The sequence below is a fragment of the Paenarthrobacter sp. RAF54_2 genome (assembly GCF_052113945.1).
Classification (GTDB): Bacteria; Actinomycetota; Actinomycetes; order Actinomycetales; family Micrococcaceae; genus Arthrobacter.
Genome location: NZ_JBFRDV010000004.1, coordinates 126,818 through 146,427, shown reverse-complemented (window position 1 = coordinate 146,427; position 19,610 = coordinate 126,818). Strand labels below are relative to the sequence as shown.

Sequence of the window (19,610 nt, the reverse complement as noted above, 5' to 3'; positions counted from 1 at the left end):
AGCACTGGCACACCCTAGACTCGCCCACGACGACACGATTCACTGGAACACGCCACTGGACTTACACGCGGAACCAAACACGGAACCAAACGCGGAACTGAACAATCGGACCATACGAACCCAGGAGCCCAAGCAATGAGCACGGAACAGCACACCCTGACCCTGATCCGCGAGTTCGACGCCCCGCGTGATCGGATCTTCGATGCCTGGATGGACCCCGATCAGCTCACCAAGTGGTTCGGGCCCGTGGAAGTGGATGCTCCACGCGACAAGATCATCGTGGAGCCGCGCGTGGGCGGAATCTGGCAAGTGGTCATGGCATGGACGGACGACGAGGGTGAGCAGGAAGCACCCATCGAAGCTGTCATCACGGAGCTGGATGCACCCGCGCTCCTCGTAGCTAGGGCAAAGGCTGCTCCCGATGCCGATCATGAGTACGAGGAAATGCACCTCGAATTCGAAGACCTCAACGGACGCACCCGGATGCATCTCACCCAGGGACCTTTCGCATCTGAAGAATGGGTCGAAATGACACGGGATGGCTGGGGAACCTCGTTCGACAAGCTGGACGCGTTGCTGGACTAAATCGCCCCTGATGCTTCGTCAAACTCAGGGCCGATTCAGGGCAGACCCTGAGGCTTAATGTCTGTCCGGCAAGGGAGAATTGAGACTATGAAAACGCTGCTCAACATCATTTGGCTGGTCTTCGGTGGTTTCTGGTTGGCACTGGGCTATTTCGCAGCAGGCATTATCTGCTGCGTGCTCATTGTGACCATTCCTTGGGGCATCGCTTCGTTCCGGATCGGCGCATATTGTTTGTGGCCGTTTGGCCGGATGGTGGTGGAGAAGCCCGGCGGAACTGGTGTCTTCGCACTTCTCGGCAACGTGATTTGGCTACTGGTTGCTGGTATCTGGATTGCGATCGGCCACGTGGTTACGGCTTTCGCAATGGCCATCACCATCATCGGTATCCCACTGGCTATCGCGAACCTGAAGCTGATCCCGGTATCGCTGATGCCTCTCGGCAAGCAGATTGTGCCGACCAACCAGCCGTTCGTCAGCACCTATCGCTAGCTCGCCGGTCTAATCGGTGGGGCGGACGCCCTGAAAAGCCCCATCCGTCAGCAAAGCAACCACCGTGCTGCCATCCAACTCGGCGGCAATTGCCACGTCTTCAATGAAGCCCCCATCGATTAGTTCCCGCCCGCTGGAGCAGCCGCGCAGCACCGAGGCCAGCTTGGGCTCGGCGGCGTCGAAGGCCGCGGCCGCAGATCCGGCTTCAGGTGAGAAATTACGGCGCCCCGACCCTGCTAATCCGGCGATGAATGCTCCAGCTCCGAGCTCGTCCTCCAATGCTGGCCGCAGCGAGCCATTGGTCCACTTCTCACCTGCGGCGATCACAGCAATCACCGCATCCGGAGGCAGTGTGGCATGGACCCAGTCGGCGGTCGCCGCGGCGTTGCGTAAGCACACAGCCACTACTTGTCGTGCGGAGTTGGCGAGCTCATGACTCAGCGTCGAGCCGTTGGGTGACGGCAGGACTACACGCTCAAGATGCGGCGCATGACGCAGGCTCGCCGGAGACAAACTCAACCCCTCCCCGCCACGCGGTCCGGCCAGCGCAGCCTGATGATGAGCGGCGAACTCACTCGCCGCAGCATCGCGCATCGGGTAGGGAAAAACGGCCGCCCCACGATCCACGGCGACGCTCACGCACGTCGTGAAGGAAAGGACGTCAACCACAACAGCAAGGTCCGCCCGTGGCACTATGGCGCGGGCGCCGTCGAGCCCCCATTCGAACCGGACCGAGTACGGCAACTGCCGCTGGGGCGCTCCCGGTTCGCTCATCCGAGTTCGGCTGTGAGGTTGCGGCGGGCTGCGTCAAGCCAGAGCGCCTTGGCCCGCTCACCGTGGAAGAGAGGGTCCAGTGACAGCAGATGACGCACGACGGCGGCACGCCCCTTGGCGAAGTCGTCGTCGCTGACGTGGGCATAGTCTTCCCGGACGGCGGCCAGGTAGCGCGCGTAGGACTGTTCGTTGCCTCCGAGTACGGAGAGATCGGCGTCGCAGAGGAGGGCTCCGGCGTGGTCGCCGGGTTTGGGATTGTGCTCGGCCGTGAGCCGGACCAATCGGGCCACCTCGGCGACATCTTCCGGGGCAAGCCGTGCAGCAGTCAGTCGGTCCTCGGCAAGCCGCGCGGATTCTTCTTCGTCCTGCCCAGCGACACCTTCATAGACGGCGTCGTGGAACCAGGCCGCCAGCGTGACTCTGCGGGCAGGGAGGGCGGGTTCCGTCAAAATGTCCAGGGCTTCGAGAACGGCCAGCAAATGGGTCCGACTGTGGTACTTACGGCCGTCCTCGCCCCATCGTTCCAGTAGTTCCAAGCCGAGTTCCTCGTGGCCAGGGTAGGTGCTGTTCCATCGCTCCATCAGCGGAACGGTGAGGGCTTTGCTGCGATCGCGTGCGGGAATGCGAAGGCCGCTCGCAATGAGTTTCCGCACCAGGACCCTTGCCTCCACGGGAATGGCTCCAGCCGCGACGAGGTCGTTGTAGCGACGTTCAGGAACGTCGTAGTGGTCGCCGTCGAACGCCCTTTCGGGGACTCCGGCCGCCTCGGCGAAAGCGTGAAGCTCGTCCAAGGACTTGTCTGATACCAGATGTGAAAACACGGTGCCGTGGGCGGGCCACAGGGGCGGATCGACATATACGGCCATTGGCAAAGTGTAAGCCAAACGATCCTTCCCAGTTACCGGTCGTCGGAGCGGCTACCGCCGAGCGTCCGCCCCGGAAGCACAGGCTTCACTGCCCGTGTGGTCACAGCAACTGGGAAGGAGCGTAGGAGTTCCTTGGCAACAGGTTACGGCTATGACTCCACGCCGGATAGAGTACGACGGCGGCCCGCACCGTTTGCCGCCCAGCGCACCAGCGGCGCTCTCGCTTGGAACTAGACAGTAACATTCCGTTTTGCGGAGCTATCACACAATAGAATCCGCAAATACTGCCTTAGAATATTTTCATGGCGCAAATACGGATCTCCGAAGCAGCCCGGTTCCTTGGTGTCAGCGACGACACTGTGAGGCGGTGGACCGAGAACGGAACACTTACCGCCCGGAAGGACGCCGCGGGCCGACTCGCTGTGGATGGCTTGGAGCTGGCCAAGGTTGCCCGCGATCAGTCGCACCTTCCGGACGATCCCGCCCGTACAGGCAGCTCGGCCCGGAACCGCTTCGTCGGTCTGGTCACGGGCATTACCGCGGACAAAGTCATGGCACAGGTGGAGCTTCAATGTGGGCCGTTCCGTGTGGTGTCGCTGATGAGCAGCGAAGCCGTGCGCGAGCTTGGTCTGGAACTTGGGTCAGTGGCTACAGCGGTGGTGAAGGCCACAACTGTCATCATCGAAACGCCTCAGGGAAAGAGCGTCGTATGAGGAACACCGGCACGAAAGCCATGGCGCTCCTAGTCGCGGTGGCCGTGGCGGCCGGTATGGCGAGCTGTGCTTCAAACACCGCAGGCCCAGCGGCAACCGGGAATCAGCTGAATGGCACCATCACCGTCTTCGCGGCAGCGTCCCTCAAAGCACCGTTCACTCAACTTGCCCAGGACTTCGAGGCCAAAAACCCCGGCACCAAAGTGAACCTTAGCTTCGCCGGTTCTTCAGACTTGGCAACGCAAATCACCCAGGGTGCACCAGCTGATGTGTTTGCCTCAGCCGATACCAAGAACATGACCAAGGTCTCGGACGCAAAACTCGTGGACGGCACCGCGACAAACTTTGCCACGAACTTACTGGAGATCGCTGTCCCGCCCAGCAACCCGGCGTCGATCTCTTCCTTCGCGGACCTGTCCAAGCCCGGCGTCAAAGTTGTGGTCTGTGCCAAACAGGTTCCTTGTGGTGCGGCCGCGGAGACGATAGAGAAGGCCTCCGGGACCACGTTGAGCCCGGTCAGCGAAGAGTCGTCAGTCAGTGATGTGCTGGGCAAGGTCGTCTCGCAGGAAGCCGACGCCGGGCTGGTTTACGTGACGGACATCAAGGGTGCTGGGAGCAAGGTGAAGGGCATACCGTTTCCGGAGTCCGGCAAGGCCGTCAATACGTATCCGATCGCCACTGTGGGCACCAGCAAAAACAAGGACCTCGCCCGCGCCTTCATTGCCATGGTCACCGGCAGCGCGGGGCAGAAGGTCCTGGGCGACGCTGGCTTCGGCCCCTCGTAGGAACGCAATGAATCGAACTGGATACCACGGCATCCCACGGTGGATCTACGTGATCGCCGTTGCGGGCGGTCTGCTGGTGATTCTTCCCCTGCTCGCGATGCTGGTGCGCGTGAACTGGTCCCAGTTCCTTCCGCTCATCACGTCGGAATCGTCGCTCGATGCGTTGGGCCTGAGCCTGAGGACGTCAGCAGCAAGCACCCTGTTGTGCATCGTGCTTGGTGTGCCGTTGGCCCTTGTCCTGGCCCGCGGGGAGTTTCCCGGGCAGAGGCTGCTGCGCTCCTTGGTGCTGTTGCCCCTCGTGCTGCCGCCCGTCGTCGGAGGTATCGCGCTGCTCTACACCTTCGGGCGGCAAGGTTTGCTGGGGAAGTCGCTCGAAATGGCCGGAATTCAGATCGCGTTCTCCACTACCGCCGTGGTGCTTGCACAAACATTCGTGGCCTTGCCGTTCTTGGTTGTCAGCCTCGAAGGCGCCCTGCGGACTGCGGGAAGCAAATATGAGGCCGTGGCGGCGACCCTGGGCGCGCGGCCAACCACGGTCCTGCGCCGGGTCACACTACCCTTGGTAGTTCCAGGGCTCGCGTCGGGGGCCGTTTTGTCCTTCGCGCGCAGCCTCGGAGAGTTTGGCGCTACCTTGACCTTCGCCGGCAGCTTGCAAGGCGTCACGCGCACCCTTCCCTTGGAGATTTACCTTCAGCGCGAAACTGACCCCGACGCCGCCGTCGCTCTGTCTCTGGTTTTGGTGGCGGTGGCCGCGGCGGTAGTTGGCCTCAGCTACGGTCGACGCCCCAGCAACACTGGCGCAAACGCCCCTGCGGACGTCCAGCCATGACGTTTGAACTGGAAGCGAGCCTTCGCTCCCGCAACTTCGAGATGTCAATGAAACTTTCCGACGGCGAAACGCTAGCCATTCTCGGTCCCAACGGCGCCGGAAAATCAACTCTTCTTGGTGTGATTTCGGGCCTGCTGCGGCCGGATTCCGGACGGGCCCACATTGGCGGCAGGCAGCTTTTTGACCTCGACGGCGGCAACCACCAGTGGAACGCCCCGCACCTGCGCGGCACTGCCCTGCTCGCTCAGGAGGCACTGCTGTTTCCGCACCTGAACGTGCTGGACAACGTCGCCTTCGGGCCCCGCAGCAAGGGCAGATCCAAAGCCGCGGCCCGCGAAATCGCCCGGCTTTGGCTGACTGAGGTGGACGCCCTTCATCTGGAATCCCGCAAACCAGCAGAGCTATCCGGTGGCCAGGCACAGCGTGTGGCAGTTGCGAGGGCCCTCGCCGCCGAGCCCGAGTTATTGCTCCTCGATGAGCCGATGTCGGCCCTGGATATCCATGCTGCACCACTGCTGCGCCGCGTCCTCAAACGGGTCCTGGATGGACGCAATGCCATCATCGTCACGCACGACGTCCTGGACGCCTACATGCTCGCCGATCGCRTCATCGTCGTGGAGAACGGGCGGATTTCCGAGGAAGGCCCAACCCGCCAAGTCCTCGAACGCCCCCGAAGCCACTTCGCGGCCGGGCTTGCAGGACTGAACCTCGTCAGCGGAATCATCACCGAGCAGGGAATCACGACGCCGGATGGCAGGGTTTTCGCCGGACAGCACGATCCCGAGTGGTCACCTGCACTCGGCCAGGCAGGCGTGGCGGCCTTCCCGCCGTCGGCCGTTTCGGTTTTCCTTGGTGAAGTGCACGGAAGCCCGCGCAACTCCTTTCCCGTTACCATCCGTGATTTGGAGCCGCACGGGGACCAGATCCGGGTGAGGGCGGGCGGACCGGGCGCGGGGGAGCGCGGTACGTTGTCCGCAGATATCACTCCTGCTGCCTCTGCCGATCTCGGCCTGGCACCGGGCGTGGACGTGCGGTTCGTCGTGAAGTCCGCGCTGGTCTCGATCTATCCGGCGTGAGGCCAGCCCCGACTGGTTTGGCAGTTACATGCCTGGAATGTCCAGGGCCTCGTAGACCTGGATGCTGGCTCCGGGCATCATCAGGTGCGGGTGGCCCTCCAGGAGAGCAAGGGCGCCGTCCATGTTTTCGGCCTGGAGGATGGTGTACCCCGCTACGCCTGTGTTGGTATCGGAGACACCTGAGTTTGCCACTTCCTTACCTCCGCCCAGAGGCGTGCCAAGATCGATGATCCCGTCGCCGGCCTTGTTGGCCCAGTCCATCCAGACCTTCATGCCTTCGGCTGCTGACTCGGGGGAAGCTTCTTCCATTGCGGATTCGGCGGACTGGGGAGCGGTGTAAAGCGCCACGTACTTAGTCATGTCGTGTCCTTTGTTGCGGGCATTTGTCGGTGGTTCCACCCTGTCACTGCCTGATCGTAGACTCCTGTTATTCACATAGCCATGGTTTCGTCTGGACAGGTGTTTCGCCGTGGGCAAACATGGAACACATGGGCCACAAAGCAAAGTTGAGCGTAGTAGACTCAACTTTGAAAGTATTGGTCTTACTCCAGAAAGGGAGCTTTCGTTGGACGTCAAATTCACCACCAAAAGCCAGGAGGCCCTTTCTGCGGCCGCCATGAATGCCTCTACTGCCGGCAACCCGCAATTGGAGCCAGCACACCTGCTGAAGGCCCTCATGGACCAGCGCGAGGGCGTTGCCGTTGCACTCCTGCGCGCCACGGGTGCCGATCCTGATGCCGTGAGCGTTCAGGCCAGTTCGGCCATCAAGTCGCTGCCGTCCTCTTCGGGCAGCTCGGTCCAGCAAGCCCAGCTCTCCCGTCAGTCCATGCAGGCCATCCAGGCTGCCCAGAATGAGGCCGACAAACTCGGCGATTCCTTCGTCTCTACAGAACACCTGCTGTTGGGGCTTTCGGCCGGCAGCGACGCAGTCGGAAAGCTATTGCGCGACGCCGGTGCCTCCCACGAAGCACTGCTTGCCGCGCTGCCGGGTGTCCGGGGCGATCGAAAGGTCAACTCGCCGGATCCAGAAAATACGTTCCAGGCCTTGGAGAAGTTCGGCACGGACCTCACTGCTATTGCCCGCTCGGGGAAGCTGGACCCGGTCATTGGGCGTGACAGCGAAATCCGTCGCGTGGTTCAGGTCCTGAGCCGGCGCACCAAGAACAACCCGGTACTGATTGGTGAGCCTGGCGTAGGTAAGACCGCGGTAGTCGAGGGCCTCGCCCAACGCATGGTGGCGGGCGACGTTCCGGAGAGCCTGCGCGGCAAGACCCTCATTGCCTTGGACATGGCCTCCATGGTCGCCGGAGCCAAATACCGCGGCGAATTCGAGGAGCGGCTCAAAGCGGTGCTGGAGGAGATCAAGAACTCCAACGGCCAGATCGTCACATTCATCGATGAAATCCACACGGTAGTTGGAGCTGGTGCAACGGGCGACAGCGCGATGGATGCGGGCAACATGCTCAAGCCGATGCTGGCCCGCGGCGAGTTGCGGCTCATTGGTGCCACCACCCTGGACGAGTACCGCGAAAACATCGAGAAGGACCCTGCCTTGGAACGCCGCTTTCAGCAGGTTTACGTGGGTGAGCCGAGCGTTGAGGACACCATCGGCATTCTGCGCGGCCTCAAGGAACGATACGAGGCCCACCACAAGGTGGCCATCGCCGACTCGGCACTGGTGGCAGCCGCAACCCTGTCCAACCGGTACATCTCGGGCCGTCAGCTCCCGGACAAAGCGATCGACCTCGTGGACGAGGCCGCGTCACGGCTTCGGATGGAGATTGACTCAGCGCCGGAAGAGATCGATCAACTCCGCCGTTCCGTCGATCGCCTCACCATGGAAGAACTGGCCCTGCAGGGCGAGACTGATCCTGCATCCGTTGAGCGGTTGGCTGCCCTTCGCGCTGACATGGCGGACAAGAAGGAAGCACTCAGGGCCCTCAACGCCCGTTGGGAAGCTGAGAAGGCCGGACTCAACCGGGTTGGTGACCTCAAAGCCAAGATCGACGAACTGAGGTCAGCCGCCGAAAAGTACCAGCGCGAAGGCGACCTCGAGTCGGCGTCGCGGATACTTTATGGCGAGCTGCCTGCCCTCGAACGTGAGCTCAATGCGGCTGCCGAGGAGGAGTCCGCGCGCGGCGACGCAAAGCCCGAGCTCATGGTCGCAGAGGATGTTACTGCAGACGATATTGCGGAGGTTATCTCGGCGTGGACCGGCATTCCCGCTGGGCGCATGCTGCAGGGTGAATCCCAAAAGCTGCTGCATATGGAAGAGGAGCTCGGTAAGCGCCTGATCGGCCAAACCAAGGCCGTGCAGGCAGTTTCGGACGCCGTCCGCCGCGCGCGGGCGGGCATCAGCGACCCCAACCGTCCCACAGGCTCGTTCCTGTTCCTTGGCCCCACCGGCGTCGGCAAGACCGAGCTCGCAAAGGCCTTGGCCGACTTCCTCTTTGACGACGAACGGGCCATGATCAGGATCGATATGTCCGAGTACGGAGAGAAACACTCCGTTGCGCGTTTGGTAGGTGCACCTCCGGGATACGTCGGCTACGAGGAAGGCGGTCAGCTGACGGAAGCTGTGCGTCGCCGGCCGTACTCCGTTGTGCTGCTCGACGAGGTGGAAAAGGCCCACCCAGAAGTGTTCGACATCCTCCTGCAGGTTCTGGATGATGGCCGTCTCACAGATGGTCAAGGGCGGACGGTGGACTTCCGCAATACGATCCTGGTGCTGACGTCCAACTCCGGAAGCCAGTTCCTGGTGGACCCGTCCCTCGATGCCAAAGCCAAGCGTGATGCCGTCATGGCCGTGGTACAGGCCTCGTTCAAGCCGGAGTTCCTGAACCGTTTGGACGAGATCGTGCTGTTCGACCCCCTGTCCGTCGAGGAGCTGGCCCGGATCGTGGAACTTCACGTTGCCGAACTCACCAAGCGTCTGCGGGACCGCCGCTTGACCCTCGAGGTGAGCGACGGAGCCCGCGCCTGGCTCGCCATGTCCGGCTATGACTCGGCGTACGGCGCGCGGCCTCTGCGACGTCTCGTCCAGCGCGAAATCGGAGACCGCCTGGCCAAGGAGATCCTTGCCGGAACGATCACCGATGGCGACACCGTCTTGGTGGATACTGCGGCCGACGTCGATGAACTCACCATTGAGGGATTTGAGTCGCTGACAGGTCCTGACGGCGGCCCGTCTGTGGGCACTGGGCTACTGGTTCGGAAGAAGTAGGTCGGCGGGCTACTTATTGAGGAGGTCTTCCTTGATGGTGTTGCCCGAATCCACAACGATGAAGCAATCAACGCGGCGGTCGCCCCGATCCCAACTGGTGGTGCTCGGGTAGACGTTCTGCTGAAGTAGTACGTACTTGTCGGCCGCCTCGTGATTCAGCTTTACGTTGCCGCAGACCTCACGGCCCTTGTCCTTCAGCGCGTTCGTGCCGGGGAAGGAATCGTCCGCTGGGTATGTGTGGACGGCGCCCAGCTGGGCTGAATGCTCGGTGTCACAGGGCACGGCCCGGGCTTTGGATGCGTTGGGGTCGAAGTCGGCAAAGCAATCGCCTACCTGGAAATCCTTGGCTTCTGTATCCCGCGGTAATGGGCCAAGGCTTGCCGTGGGGCTCGGGGTAGACACAACAGCCTGAGGCCGTGTACCCAACAGGTTCAGCAGCACCCAGATCACGACGCCGATGAGCACCAGGACACCCACCACGATTGCGCCGATGACAAGCCGCTGGCGTTTTACCGGGTCCCCGTGCGGGGCGGGTTGGGGCTGCTGGAGGGGATCCCCTGTCCGGGAGGGATCCCCGGGCTGCTCCGGCTTGCCGGGGTGCTGGGACTGACCGGAGTATGCCGGCAACGCAGGATCAGGCTGGTCGCTGGGATTAGGTACGAAGTCCGGATCAAGGTCCGGTGCAGGATCAGGCTGCAGGCCTGAAGCCTCGGGCTGTGTTTCCGAGGCTTGCTTCGGCTGCACTCCTGGGACTTGCTTCGGCTGCACACCTGGGGCCTGCGGCGGTTGCGCTCGCTTAGCCTGGGGCGGCTGCACACCTGGGGCCTGCGGCGGCGTGGGCGGTACCCTGGGCGCAGGTGGCACCCCGGCCTCTCCTTTATCGCGTTTTTCGCGCGGTGAATCATCACGTGGTGGGGTGTTGTCCTCGCTCATATCCCGGAGTCTGCCTTCCTGCTTTGGAGCCGCATTGAGGCAGACTCTACCCAATTTTTTGGTGTATTGGAGGTGGTGGGGAGCGGTTTGGACCGTAGTTGTACCCGATGCAGGTCCGGGGTGGCACGCAGGCACCCCCGAAAGCATGTAATCTAGACATACGACAAATTGACCAAACATTCCGGGGCCTCACCGATAGCCAAGGTGACCACCTCCGGTCCAAGTACAAAAGGGGGTCACGCCATGGGGCGCGGCCGTCAAAAGGCAAAAGCTACCAAGCAGGCTCGGGACATCAAGTACTACTCCCCGAACACTGACTACTCGGCACTTGAGCGTGAGCTCACGGGCCCATCGAGTCGTGTAAAGAGCCACTTCCCCGAAGATCCCCCGGAGCCGGACTACTCGGCTTATGAGGACAAGTACGCGGAAGACGATGACGACGAGGTAGACACCCGCCGTATCGGATAGCTGTCGCAAACAATCGGTGCCTCTGGCACTGACTTGCGTACCGCCGTCGTACATTAAGGTCGTCGCGCATCTTCGGATGCCGAATATCTCTGAAAGAGGCCCGCAGGGCACGCCATTCATTGGCGTACCCTGCGGGCCTTTTTTCGCATCAGTACCACTGGGGTAATGCGGCCCACGTCTGGCGCAAGCAGTGGAAGCGCCATAGCGTAGTCCCCATGGACTCCGACGCGGGGTCAGTTAGGGCCCATTCCAGGCCTCAACATGGGCCACAAGTGACCCCGCGTTGCTAGGAAAGGGAGCGGCATGCCGGCGGTCGAGAGTTACAAGCAGGGGACACCATGTTGGGTGGACCTGTCCTCCACCGACGTCGAGGTTTCCCGGAGGTTTTACAGTGAGCTCTTTGGCTGGGAGCTGGATCCCATGGACGCCGGCAACGGCCTGACTTACTACATGGCAAAACTCCACGGCCGGAACGTTGCCGGCATGATGCAGCAAATGCCGGATGCGCCGGAGGGAATGCCGTCCTACTGGGCCAACTACATTGCCGTGGACTCAGCGGATGAGGCAGCGGAACGGGCTGTGGCGGCAGGCGGGTCGATCTTGTTCGAGCCTGACGACGTGCCGAATGGCAGCGGACGGATGTTCTTCGCCATAGATCCCACGGGTGCACAGATCGGCTTCTGGGAAGCTGGAACGCATCCCGGATCCGGTTTGGTCAACGAGCCTGGCACCATGATATGGAACGAACTACAGACGGACGACGTCCCCAAAGCCGTGAAGTTCTACGAGGCCGTCACGGGGTGCAGCAGCGAAACCACACCGGCAGGAGATCTTCAGGAGTACACCAGCCTGCTGGTTGATGGAAAGCGGATTGCCGGTGCCCTCAAGCTGCCGATTGAAGGACTTTCGCCGTTCTGGATGACGTACTTCGGCGTCGAGGACGTAGATACTGGAGTGGAGCAGGCCGTTGAGCTTGGAGCTCACGTGATCGCTCCGGCGTTCGATGTCCCAGGCATCGGGCGAATGGCTGTGCTCATGGACCCCGCCGGCGCCGCATTCAGCATCATGACAGGACTTGCCGCATGACTTCCCGGACGCATTATTCAAGCGGTGAACCCTGTTGGGCCGATCTGCAGACCCCGGACGTACCCGCTGCCAAGGAGTTCTACGGCAAGCTGTTCGACTGGACATTCACGGACCTCCCCACACCTGATGGTCGCAGCTACGCGCAGGCCTTTGTTGGCAAGGACCTGGTGGCGGTCATCGCTCCGCAGAACCCCATGCAGGAGACCGCGGGCAAACATGGACAGTGGAACATCTACCTCGCTGCAACGGACGCCGAGGAGATAGCGGAAGACGCCGTCCATGCTGGTGGGAAGCTCGAGTTTGGCCCGGAGCAGGTTGCCGATACAGGCGTCCTGGCGTTCATCGAGGCGCCCGGCGGCGGGACCACGGGGATCTGGCAAGCGGGCACCCACATTGGAAGCCATCTGTTCAATCAGGCCGGCGCCCTGGCTTGGGCTGAGCTGCTGACTCCAGAACCGCAGGCAGCCACAGCGTTTTTCCAGCAGCTTTTCGGGCATGAAGTCACGGAATATCCCCAGGACGACGGCGGCAGTTACAGCACGCTGATAGTCAAAGGCGAGGAGGTGGCCGGGATTGTCCCTGCCGAACAGGGCGAAGAAGCCGGTTGGCAGATCTATTTCGGAGTGGCGGACCTCCGAAAAGCCGCCGAAGCTGCAGTGGCCGCGGGTGGAGTGGTGCTCGTGGAGCCGGAAGAACGGCCCGAAGCTGGATCTTTGGCTACGATCCAGGATCCGCAGGGCGGCGTTATCAGTTTGATCCAGGTCTGAACAGCAAAAACAAAAGAGCGGCCGGGCAGTTCAAGACTGCCCGGCCGCTCTTTCACTAAGAGGAAACGCGCCTAAGCGTAGGCGTTCACCAAACGTACGGCACCGCCGTCGACGCCCTTGGCACCCTGGACGTAGTCCGGGCCGGTCTTGTCGATCGAGTCAGAGTCGGCAGTAACCGTACCCATGATCCAGGACGGCAGGCCGCGCTCGTTGAGGCGTGCCACGGCTGCGTCAGCGGCTTCAGGGGACACGATTGCCACCATGCCGACGCCGAGGTTCAGCGTGCGCTCAAGGTCGGCGAGGGGCACGTTGCCAAGCTCGGAAACCAGCTTGAAGATAGCCGGCAGCTCCCACGTGTTGCGGTCAACCGTGGCCACCAGGCCCTGGGGGAGGACGCGAGCCAGGTTGGCAGCAAGGCCACCACCGGTGACGTGGCTGAACCCATGCACGGCTGCGCCGGCTGAGACGGGGAACGTGCGGGCGAGGTCCAGGCAGTCGGCGGCGTAGACGCGCGTCGGCTCCAGGAGCTCTTCGCCAAGCGTGCGGCCGAGCTCGGATACCTGGCGATCCAAGGCCCAACCGGCGTGGTTGATGACGCGGCGGACCAAGGAGTAGCCGTTGGAGTGCAGGCCGGAGGAGGCCATGCCAATCACGACGTCTCCGGCGCGCACGCGGTCCGGACCGAGCAAGGCGTCAGCTTCAACAACACCGGTAGCGGCACCGGCGACGTCATATTCGTGCTCACCCAGCAGGCCCGGGTGCTCAGCGGTTTCGCCGCCAACCAGGGCGGTGCCGGCAACGGAACAAGCAGCTGCAATACCGCGGACGATGTCCGCAATGCGCTCGGGGACAACCTTGCCGCAAGCGATGTAGTCCGTCATGTAGAGGGGCTCAGCGCCAACCACCACGATGTCGTCCACGACCATGCCCACGAGGTCGAAACCGATGGTGTCGTGGATGTCCATGGCCTGCGCGATAGCAACCTTGGTGCCCACACCGTCAGTTGAGGTGGCCAGCAGCGGCTTCTTGTAGGTCAGCAGCTTCGAGACATCGTACAAGCCTGCGAAACCGCCGACGCCGCCAATCACCGAGGTGTTGTGGGTCGCCTTCACGGCGTCCTTCATGAGCTCGACTGCGCGGTCTCCCGCTTCGACGTCGACACCCGCGGAGGCGTAGGTGATGCCCGTTGAATTCGGGGTGCTTCCAGCGGCGGGGGTTGCGGAGGTCATACAGACTCTTTCTTGTCGGCGTCGGTCAAACGATCAGCGTCGGTCAGCAGGTTCTCGAATTCGGCATCCGGGCCAGGATCGCAGCCCGTAGCGCCGGGCTTCTCGGCCGRATCCTCGGTGTCATCGGGTGATTCCGCTGCAGCGGGCAATCCGCCCAAGTCCGTGCGCTCCAGCAGGTTCTTGCCCAGCTTGTCAGCATGCGGCAGCTCAATCGGGTACTGGCCGGTGAAGCAAGCCGTGCAGAGGCGCTCACGCGGCTGCTGGGTTGCGCCGATCATGCCGTCTTCGGAGATGTAGGCCAGCGAGTCGGCGCCGATTGCCTGGGAGATTTCCTCGATCGTGGCGCCGTTGGCAATCAGCTCTGCGCGGGAGGCGAAGTCGATGCCGTAGAAGCAAGGCCACTGGACCGGGGGAGAAGAGATCTTCACGTGGACAGCAGCGGCGCCTGCTTCGCGGAGCATCCGTACGATCGCGCGTTGCGTGTTGCCACGGACAATCGAGTCATCCACAACAACAACGCGCTTGCCCCGGATGACAGATTCCAAGGCGTTGAGCTTGAGGCGAATGCCCAACTGGCGCAGGGTCTGCGACGGCTGGATGAAGGTACGGCCTACGTAGGCGTTCTTGACGAAGCCATGAGCGAACGGGATGCCGGACTGCTCCGCGTAGCCAACAGCGGCAGGGGTGCCCGACTCGGGAACCGGGATGACGATGTCGGCCTCGTGGGTGTTTTCGCGGGCCAACTGGCGGCCCATTTCAACACGGGCTTCGTACACGGAACGGCCGGCAATGGCAGCATCCGGACGCGCGAGGTAAACGTATTCGAAGACACAGCCGGCAGGCGTTGCCTCGGCAAAACGCTGGGAGCGGACGCCGTCCTCGTCGATGGCAATGAACTCGCCGGGCTCGATCTCACGGATAAAGCTCGCACCAACGGTGGCCAGGCCAGCTTGCTCCGAAGCAACAACCCAGCCGCGCTCCAGGCGGCCCAGACATAGCGGCCGAATGCCGTAGGTGTCGCGGGCGGCGTAGAGCGTCCCTTCATCCATGAAGACGAAACAGAAGCCACCCTTGATCTTGGGCAGCAGCTCCAACGCGGTCTGCTCCAGGGTTTTGCCCTCTTCGCCCTCAAGGAGTGCGGTCACCAAGGCGGTGTCCGAGGTGTTGCCCTGCTTCATCTCACCGGTCAACTGGCCATCGTTGCGCTGAAGGATCATTTCCCGGAGTTCAGCGGTGTTGGTCAGGTTGCCGTTGTGGGCCAAGGCGACCGTGCCGGTCGCGGTTGCGCCCAAGGTTGGCTGCGCATTGGCCCAGTGGCTTGCACCAGTGGTGGAGTACCGGCAGTGGCCAACGGCCAGGTGCCCAGTGAGGGTGTTCAGGGTCGTCTCATCGAAGACCTGGGACACAAGGCCCATGTCTTTATAGACGTTGATGCGCTTGCCGTCACTGGTAGCAATACCAGCCGACTCTTGTCCGCGGTGCTGCAGCGCATACAGCCCGTAATAGGTGAGTTTTGCTACTTCTTCACCGGGAGCCCAGACCCCAAAGACGCCACAAGCGTCCTGAGGGCCTTTTTCGCCGGGGAGAAGATCATGAGAAAGTTTTCCGTCGCCACGTGCCACTGGTCGATTGTCTCATGTTGTGGCCGTGGTAAGTTCCCGCTCCGGCTTTGTGACCCCACGAACAGGCCTGATTCGGCCAAAATGCGGTGTGTCTCACAGCAGTACCCCCGAAAGAGGCGAGTCGGCTGCCTTACTTAGCGGCCGCCGTCGTGCTCTGGACCCTCGTCCGGGACCGAATCCGGGACGGCCTCCACTACGGCACGCTTGGACCGCTTGACGCTGATCCGGTCCAGAACCAGGGCGAGGATCGAGAACAGGATGACGCCTCCGGAAACGCAGGCCACCAGGAAGAAGCCGAAGACGGTGCTGGCGTCGAAGGCCGGGTCCGCGGGACGGCCGTACGCGATGAAGGCGGCGGCGATTGCACCCACAATGCCACCGAGAATCATGAACGGAACGAACTTGGGTGCCCGGCGAACTGTGATTTCGCGGCGGGCAGTGCCATTTCCGGATTGGGCGTTGGTGTCCTCAGAAGCCATGCCTTCAAGCCTACCGTTCCTCGCCGAGGTGGCAGTTAATGCCAATGTCTTCGCCAAACATTGACATTAACTGCCACCTCGGCGAGTACTTCAGCTGCCGCGGTACGTCGAAAACGCGAACGGGCTCAGTAGCAGCGGCACGTGATAGTGCTCGCCGGCGTCCGAAACCGTGAAGTTCAAGTCCACTTCCGGGAAGAACGTTTCCGTGCCGAGGCCCTCGTAGTAGGCGCCTGTGGCAAAGTTCAGACGGTAAGCGCCGCCCGGAATCCGCTCCGGACCGAGGTCCTTGATACGGCCGTCGGCATCGGTCTCGCCCTTTGCGATCAGAGTCCAGTTATCGCCTTCGCGGACGTAGAGTACGACGGCGACCCCCGCCGCCGGGCGTCCGGAACCAGTATCCAAAATGTGCGTGGTTACTTGTGAAACGCTCATGCATTTTCTCCTTCGCTGATCACGCCTGAGAGTCGCAGTAAAGCGATCTCCCGCAGCTGGCCGGCCACGATTGCGTCTTCTTCTTCGGCGGTGTGGGTGAGCCGTTCCTGAAGGGAACTCAGGATTTCCTGGGCGCTGCGTCCTGCCGCGCGGATCAGGAAGACCCTGCCGAACTTCGCTTCGTAAGCACGGTTCCCCTCGGCGAGGGCGGCGGCTGTGCCGTCGTCGCTGGGGTCCACTCCGGATTGTTCCGAACGGGACATGGCCGCCTCGGTGGTCTGGGAATTGGGTCGTTCGCCGATCCGGGGGTGGTGGGCGAGCGCGGACTCCACCTCTTCCGGCGTGAACGGCTCGGCGGCTTGACGGGCCCGCCCCAGCAGTTCGTCGACGCTCGTGAAGGGTCGGGCGTCGGCGACGTCCTCAACCCAGCGGCTGATATCTAGGCAAGGGGTCAGGGTCCTGATGGCCTCGTCCCGGTCGACACTGTTGAATACTGCAAGCTCCATGCTTGTCATCCTCGTGCAAATGCTGGCATCCATGGTGTGGGCTATGCGGAACTCCTGCCTTTCAGCAGGAGGAAGCTGGCTTCTCATTGCTTCCGCATCATGGAACTGTTATTTCAGCATACGTAAATAGTTAAGCCGAGCACTTGGGCTGGTGTCAAGAGAGTATCGCGTTCGAGCGCCGCGTTCTCACAGTGAGGTAGAGGCGGTGCGCCGTAATCACCAAGGCAAGCCAAGCTATCCCGAGAATCCACGCGGCCAGGACATCAGTGAGCCAATGGTGCCCCAGGTAGACGCGGCTCAACCCCATGGTTGCGGCGAATGCTGATGCAAGGACGACGGTGATGATTCTGGCCTTGGCCGTTTTGAGGCGAAGAATGATCAAGTAAGCCACGATTCCTGCGATCACGATGGAATTCAGAGAGTGGCCGCTGGGGAACGACGGCGAGTGCTCGTACGGAGGAATGGCATCCGCGAGGTCAGGGCGGGTGCGGCCAAACAGGGGCTTGCCCAGAATCGTCATAAGCAGTGAGCCCAGGCCCGCAGTCAGCATCAGGATGACAGGAGTCCAAGAGCGGCGCTTTGTGGCCAGCGCAATCATGATCCCCACCGCGATGATGGGCATGCCAACCGTGCCGCCAACATTCGTATAAGCAGTGACGGCGAGGTCCAGTGCAGGGGAGCGAACGGTCTTGGCGGCGTCAAGGACAGGGTGGTCAAGGCCAGCGACCCCGTCAGCTTCCGTGACTGACTCGTAGACCTCGCCGAAAGCCACTGCGAGGGATACAGCGATGACAAGTCCGACTGCCAACGTGATGATCAGCGCGGCATAGGGGCCCAGAAATTTGGTGATTCGTTGTGCAGCTCCCGCCAGGACACGGCCAATCCGGGTGTTCCACCTTGTGAGATCCTGTCCCGCAACGAATCGGTCTTGGGTTACCTCGCCGCGGACGCCCTTCTCTGGCTGCTCTTTTCCTTCAGTCGTCACCCTTGTCCCCTCACTGTGGCGGCTGTCCCTCACCGTGGCGGCCTCCGTATTGGTGAGTAACCTTAGCAGTTTGGGCTTGGGGGGTACTGGTGGTTGGTTCTACGACAGCGCCTCGCCAAAAGGGGAACTATCCGCGAGGAAAGATAGGTAGCGCCATGGTTCCCAGATGTTTGAGCGATCCCCTTAACTCGTTACTTCCTTTGACTTGGACAAGGCAGCTGACCGTGTTGCCCGAATTCCGAGTGAGAATCTCAAGCTTTGACTCGTATCGACTAAAGGCATTCGCGGTGTACACCTCGGCGTGAGTCCTGCAGTCCGCTTGTTCTGTCTCAAGGGCTCCATCGGAGTAAACAACTTCGGCGGTATGACTTTGATCGCAGCTCACATCACGCTCGGAGAACCGATCCCAGCACAGTCTTAGGACAGCGTGGTCCCGATCTAGGAGGCCATCACGTATTTTCGTTGTCAGGCCGGATGGCACAGCCACGGTACAGCCAATCGAATCCGCAGACGCTGGAAGGAGGTCGTGACGCAGTGTGTCCGTATGAATGGTGCCTCCAGCGTATTCAACGAGCGCTGAAAGATCGCACGGGCCGTCTGAGGAAATAATCTCCGCGGCGTGCGCCTGGTCGCACGATGCCATGGCAGCTGCGGCATCCAGGCATGCACCCTCTGCCGAACCGGTCTTGGTTTCCGGAGTGCTGCGACCTTCCGCCATAGCACTGCTTTGTGGGGAGTTGATCGGCGACGGTTTGCTGTTTCCCGAGTTCAATTGCGGAACCATAAACTGAAGCACGAATGTGGCTATGGTGGCCAGCGCACCCAAAGAGGCTAGGGTGACACGCGGCCATCGCCTCTTGTTGCCCTTCGGCCTATGGGTCGGTTGGTCTGGAATGTTAACAGCCACAGGGCTAGCGGACAGTGACGTTTGAAATCACGGCCAGCACTGACTTCGAGTCACGGTTTTCGGCGTCCTCGGCGGTGACCTCGATTTTCAGCGCGTTGACCATCTTGGTCGAAACTGAAATTTCCTGGACGGTGTTGAACGGAATCTTCTGAACATCAAGCTGCTTGCCATTGCCCAGTACCCTGATCACAAGCATCTTGTCAGAAGACTTGGAGTCATTGGCTTGGCCAATTTTCATCGTCAAAGTGTTGAAGTTATTTGCAAGTCGCAATTCGAGAGTCTGCTGTTGCCCATAGCTGCCGACCTGTGCAGCGATCCCCGAAACCTCGGACTTATCGGCGACATCGAATCGATTCTCGGTCCAACTGCTGTCCGGTTCGAAAAAGTCGGCCAGCGACAAGATCTTGCCGGCTTTTTCCGTCGTGACGCTCGAAGGAGTATCGGCGTAGCCGGATGGCCCTGATTCTGGGATGCTACGACTGGAAGATGAGGTCTGAGAAGGCCTTGGGTCAGGACTTATCGTCGCGGGTTCGGACGAATTCGTGGCGCTCGGACTCGACGCACTCGAATTGGATTGGCTAGTGCCGGTTGGAGCGGAAGCAGGGGGAGCTGAACATGAAGAGGTCGCAACTGCGGTTGCGAGCAGAAGAGTGGCTTTCAGGCCCAGATTACGTTGTTTCAAAAGATCCCCGATTCTTCTTGCATGCAGCAGGAATTTTGCCTTCCGCCGAATGTGCTTCCTGCCTATCTGTGGCAGTCCCTGAACTAAGGCCATGATGCCATCTGCCAGAGGAAACTTCCGTATTTGCCAGTTATGTCGCGGTGCACATTGGGGTGCTGCTGAAGGTCTTGGCCA

General features: G+C 61.6%; 21 protein-coding genes. 10 read left to right on the top strand and 11 right to left on the bottom strand.

Annotation, left to right across the window (positions count from 1 at the left end):
• Positions 1-135: 135 nt before the first annotated feature.
• Positions 136-585 carry an SRPBCC family protein gene (locus AB4Y87_RS04795; RefSeq protein WP_442003289.1) on the top strand — a complete coding sequence of 150 codons (450 nt, stop codon included), beginning with the start codon at positions 136-138 and terminating at the stop codon, positions 583-585.
• A gap of 87 nt (positions 586-672) precedes the next feature.
• The gene (locus tag AB4Y87_RS04790) at positions 673-1,074 is read left to right on the top strand and encodes a YccF domain-containing protein (protein WP_216926600.1); all 402 of its coding nucleotides are present in this window, start codon (positions 673-675) and stop codon (positions 1,072-1,074) included.
• 9 nt (positions 1,075-1,083) lie between these two features.
• Here the strand turns inward: AB4Y87_RS04790 and AB4Y87_RS04785 are convergent, their stop codons facing one another.
• Together AB4Y87_RS04785 and AB4Y87_RS04780 are read right to left on the bottom strand one after the other, a co-directional pair.
• Positions 1,084-1,848, bottom strand: coding sequence for a 2-phosphosulfolactate phosphatase (locus AB4Y87_RS04785; RefSeq protein ID WP_442003288.1), 765 nt, complete (start codon positions 1,846-1,848; stop codon positions 1,084-1,086).
• Entirely contained in the window at positions 1,845-2,714 is an 870-nt protein-coding gene (locus AB4Y87_RS04780; RefSeq protein WP_442003287.1) for a DUF4031 domain-containing protein, read from the bottom strand. The genes AB4Y87_RS04785 and AB4Y87_RS04780 overlap by 4 nt, the downstream gene beginning before the upstream one ends.
• Positions 2,715-3,016: 302 nt before the next feature.
• Here AB4Y87_RS04780 and AB4Y87_RS04775 point away from each other — a divergent pair, with 302 nt between their 5' ends.
• The 4 genes from AB4Y87_RS04775 to AB4Y87_RS04760 are packed head-to-tail and all read left to right on the top strand — an operon-like array spanning position 3,017 to position 6,117.
• Entirely contained in the window at positions 3,017-3,427 is a 411-nt protein-coding gene (locus AB4Y87_RS04775) for a TOBE domain-containing protein (protein WP_442003286.1), read from the top strand.
• Positions 3,424-4,212, top strand: a complete 789-nt coding sequence (gene modA, locus AB4Y87_RS04770; protein ID WP_442003285.1) for a molybdate ABC transporter substrate-binding protein — start codon at positions 3,424-3,426, stop codon at positions 4,210-4,212. The genes AB4Y87_RS04775 and modA overlap by 4 nt, the downstream gene beginning before the upstream one ends.
• A 7-nt stretch (positions 4,213-4,219) precedes the next feature.
• Positions 4,220-5,041, top strand: coding sequence for an ABC transporter permease (locus AB4Y87_RS04765; protein ID WP_442003284.1), 822 nt, complete (start codon positions 4,220-4,222; stop codon positions 5,039-5,041).
• Positions 5,038-6,117, top strand: coding sequence for a sulfate/molybdate ABC transporter ATP-binding protein (locus tag AB4Y87_RS04760; protein WP_442003283.1), 1,080 nt, complete (start codon positions 5,038-5,040; stop codon positions 6,115-6,117). The genes AB4Y87_RS04765 and AB4Y87_RS04760 overlap by 4 nt, the downstream gene beginning before the upstream one ends.
• A 24-nt stretch (positions 6,118-6,141) precedes the next feature.
• Here AB4Y87_RS04760 and AB4Y87_RS04755 read toward each other — a convergent pair whose 3' ends face one another.
• A complete protein-coding gene (locus AB4Y87_RS04755) occupies positions 6,142-6,477 on the bottom strand; it encodes a hypothetical protein (protein ID WP_442003282.1) in 336 nt (111 codons plus the stop codon).
• Between the two features lie 205 nt (positions 6,478-6,682).
• On the opposite strand from AB4Y87_RS04755, the gene clpB reads away from it, so the two are divergent.
• Positions 6,683-9,340: an ATP-dependent chaperone ClpB gene (gene clpB, locus AB4Y87_RS04750; RefSeq protein ID WP_442003281.1), complete on the top strand. Its 2,658-nt coding sequence runs from the start codon at positions 6,683-6,685 to the stop codon at positions 9,338-9,340.
• Between the two features lie 9 nt (positions 9,341-9,349).
• On the opposite strand, the gene AB4Y87_RS04745 is transcribed toward clpB, so the two are convergent.
• A complete protein-coding gene (locus AB4Y87_RS04745; RefSeq protein WP_442003280.1) occupies positions 9,350-10,084 on the bottom strand; it encodes a septum formation family protein in 735 nt (244 codons plus the stop codon).
• 432 nt (positions 10,085-10,516) lie between these two features.
• Between AB4Y87_RS04745 and AB4Y87_RS04740 the strand changes: the two genes are divergently transcribed.
• From AB4Y87_RS04740 to AB4Y87_RS04730, 3 genes are all read left to right on the top strand, one after another.
• Positions 10,517-10,741: a DUF3073 domain-containing protein gene (locus AB4Y87_RS04740; RefSeq protein WP_024818182.1), complete on the top strand. Its 225-nt coding sequence runs from the start codon at positions 10,517-10,519 to the stop codon at positions 10,739-10,741.
• 303 nt (positions 10,742-11,044) lie between these two features.
• A complete protein-coding gene (locus AB4Y87_RS04735) occupies positions 11,045-11,827 on the top strand; it encodes a VOC family protein (protein ID WP_442003279.1) in 783 nt (260 codons plus the stop codon).
• Positions 11,824-12,594, top strand: a complete 771-nt coding sequence (locus tag AB4Y87_RS04730) for a VOC family protein (protein ID WP_442003278.1) — start codon at positions 11,824-11,826, stop codon at positions 12,592-12,594. Before AB4Y87_RS04735 ends, AB4Y87_RS04730 begins: the two co-directional genes overlap by 4 nt.
• A 71-nt stretch (positions 12,595-12,665) precedes the next feature.
• Here AB4Y87_RS04730 and purM read toward each other — a convergent pair whose 3' ends face one another.
• The 7 genes from purM to AB4Y87_RS04695 all read right to left on the bottom strand — a co-directional run bounded on the left by purM (position 12,666) and on the right by AB4Y87_RS04695 (position 19,529).
• Positions 12,666-13,823 (bottom strand): phosphoribosylformylglycinamidine cyclo-ligase, encoded by a 1,158-nt coding sequence (gene purM / locus AB4Y87_RS04725; protein ID WP_224089090.1) that lies wholly within the window; start codon positions 13,821-13,823, stop codon positions 12,666-12,668.
• On the bottom strand, positions 13,820-15,445 hold the full coding sequence (gene purF / locus AB4Y87_RS04720; RefSeq protein ID WP_442003277.1) for an amidophosphoribosyltransferase: 1,626 nt from the start codon (positions 15,443-15,445) through the stop codon (positions 13,820-13,822). The genes purM and purF overlap by 4 nt, the downstream gene beginning before the upstream one ends.
• Before the next feature lie 134 nt (positions 15,446-15,579).
• Positions 15,580-15,924 carry a hypothetical protein gene (locus AB4Y87_RS04715; protein ID WP_442003276.1) on the bottom strand — a complete coding sequence of 115 codons (345 nt, stop codon included), beginning with the start codon at positions 15,922-15,924 and terminating at the stop codon, positions 15,580-15,582.
• 90 nt (positions 15,925-16,014) lie between these two features.
• Positions 16,015-16,356 carry a hydroxyisourate hydrolase gene (gene uraH, locus AB4Y87_RS04710; RefSeq protein WP_431116739.1) on the bottom strand — a complete coding sequence of 114 codons (342 nt, stop codon included), beginning with the start codon at positions 16,354-16,356 and terminating at the stop codon, positions 16,015-16,017.
• Complete coding sequence (gene uraD / locus AB4Y87_RS04705) at positions 16,353-16,862, bottom strand: 2-oxo-4-hydroxy-4-carboxy-5-ureidoimidazoline decarboxylase (RefSeq protein WP_442003275.1); 510 nt, start codon at positions 16,860-16,862, stop codon at positions 16,353-16,355. Before uraD ends, uraH begins: the two co-directional genes overlap by 4 nt.
• 154 nt (positions 16,863-17,016) lie before the next feature.
• Complete coding sequence (locus AB4Y87_RS04700; RefSeq protein ID WP_442003274.1) at positions 17,017-17,847, bottom strand: phosphatase PAP2 family protein; 831 nt, start codon at positions 17,845-17,847, stop codon at positions 17,017-17,019.
• Between the two features lie 911 nt (positions 17,848-18,758).
• A complete protein-coding gene (locus AB4Y87_RS04695) occupies positions 18,759-19,529 on the bottom strand; it encodes a hypothetical protein (RefSeq protein WP_442003273.1) in 771 nt (256 codons plus the stop codon).
• Between the last annotated feature and the right edge of the window lie 81 nt (positions 19,530-19,610).

Coding starts and splice junctions, on each gene's coding strand:
- AB4Y87_RS04795 (WP_442003289.1), top strand. CDS start 136: ATGAGCACGGAACAGCACACCCTGACCCTGATCCGCGAGTTCGACGCC.
- AB4Y87_RS04790 (WP_216926600.1), top strand. CDS start 673: ATGAAAACGCTGCTCAACATCATTTGGCTGGTCTTCGGTGGTTTCTGG.
- AB4Y87_RS04785 (WP_442003288.1), bottom strand. CDS start 1,848: ATGAGCGAACCGGGAGCGCCCCAGCGGCAGTTGCCGTACTCGGTCCGG.
- AB4Y87_RS04780 (WP_442003287.1), bottom strand. CDS start 2,714: ATGGCCGTATATGTCGATCCGCCCCTGTGGCCCGCCCACGGCACCGTG.
- AB4Y87_RS04775 (WP_442003286.1), top strand. CDS start 3,017: ATGGCGCAAATACGGATCTCCGAAGCAGCCCGGTTCCTTGGTGTCAGC.
- modA (WP_442003285.1), top strand. CDS start 3,424: ATGAGGAACACCGGCACGAAAGCCATGGCGCTCCTAGTCGCGGTGGCC.
- AB4Y87_RS04765 (WP_442003284.1), top strand. CDS start 4,220: ATGAATCGAACTGGATACCACGGCATCCCACGGTGGATCTACGTGATC.
- AB4Y87_RS04755 (WP_442003282.1), bottom strand. CDS start 6,477: ATGACTAAGTACGTGGCGCTTTACACCGCTCCCCAGTCCGCCGAATCC.
- AB4Y87_RS04740 (WP_024818182.1), top strand. CDS start 10,517: ATGGGGCGCGGCCGTCAAAAGGCAAAAGCTACCAAGCAGGCTCGGGAC.
- AB4Y87_RS04735 (WP_442003279.1), top strand. CDS start 11,045: ATGCCGGCGGTCGAGAGTTACAAGCAGGGGACACCATGTTGGGTGGAC.
- AB4Y87_RS04730 (WP_442003278.1), top strand. CDS start 11,824: ATGACTTCCCGGACGCATTATTCAAGCGGTGAACCCTGTTGGGCCGAT.
- purM (WP_224089090.1), bottom strand. CDS start 13,823: ATGACCTCCGCAACCCCCGCCGCTGGAAGCACCCCGAATTCAACGGGC.
- AB4Y87_RS04715 (WP_442003276.1), bottom strand. CDS start 15,924: ATGGCTTCTGAGGACACCAACGCCCAATCCGGAAATGGCACTGCCCGC.
- uraH (WP_431116739.1), bottom strand. CDS start 16,356: ATGAGCGTTTCACAAGTAACCACGCACATTTTGGATACTGGTTCCGGA.
- uraD (WP_442003275.1), bottom strand. CDS start 16,862: ATGGAGCTTGCAGTATTCAACAGTGTCGACCGGGACGAGGCCATCAGG.
- AB4Y87_RS04695 (WP_442003273.1), bottom strand. CDS start 19,529: ATGGCCTTAGTTCAGGGACTGCCACAGATAGGCAGGAAGCACATTCGG.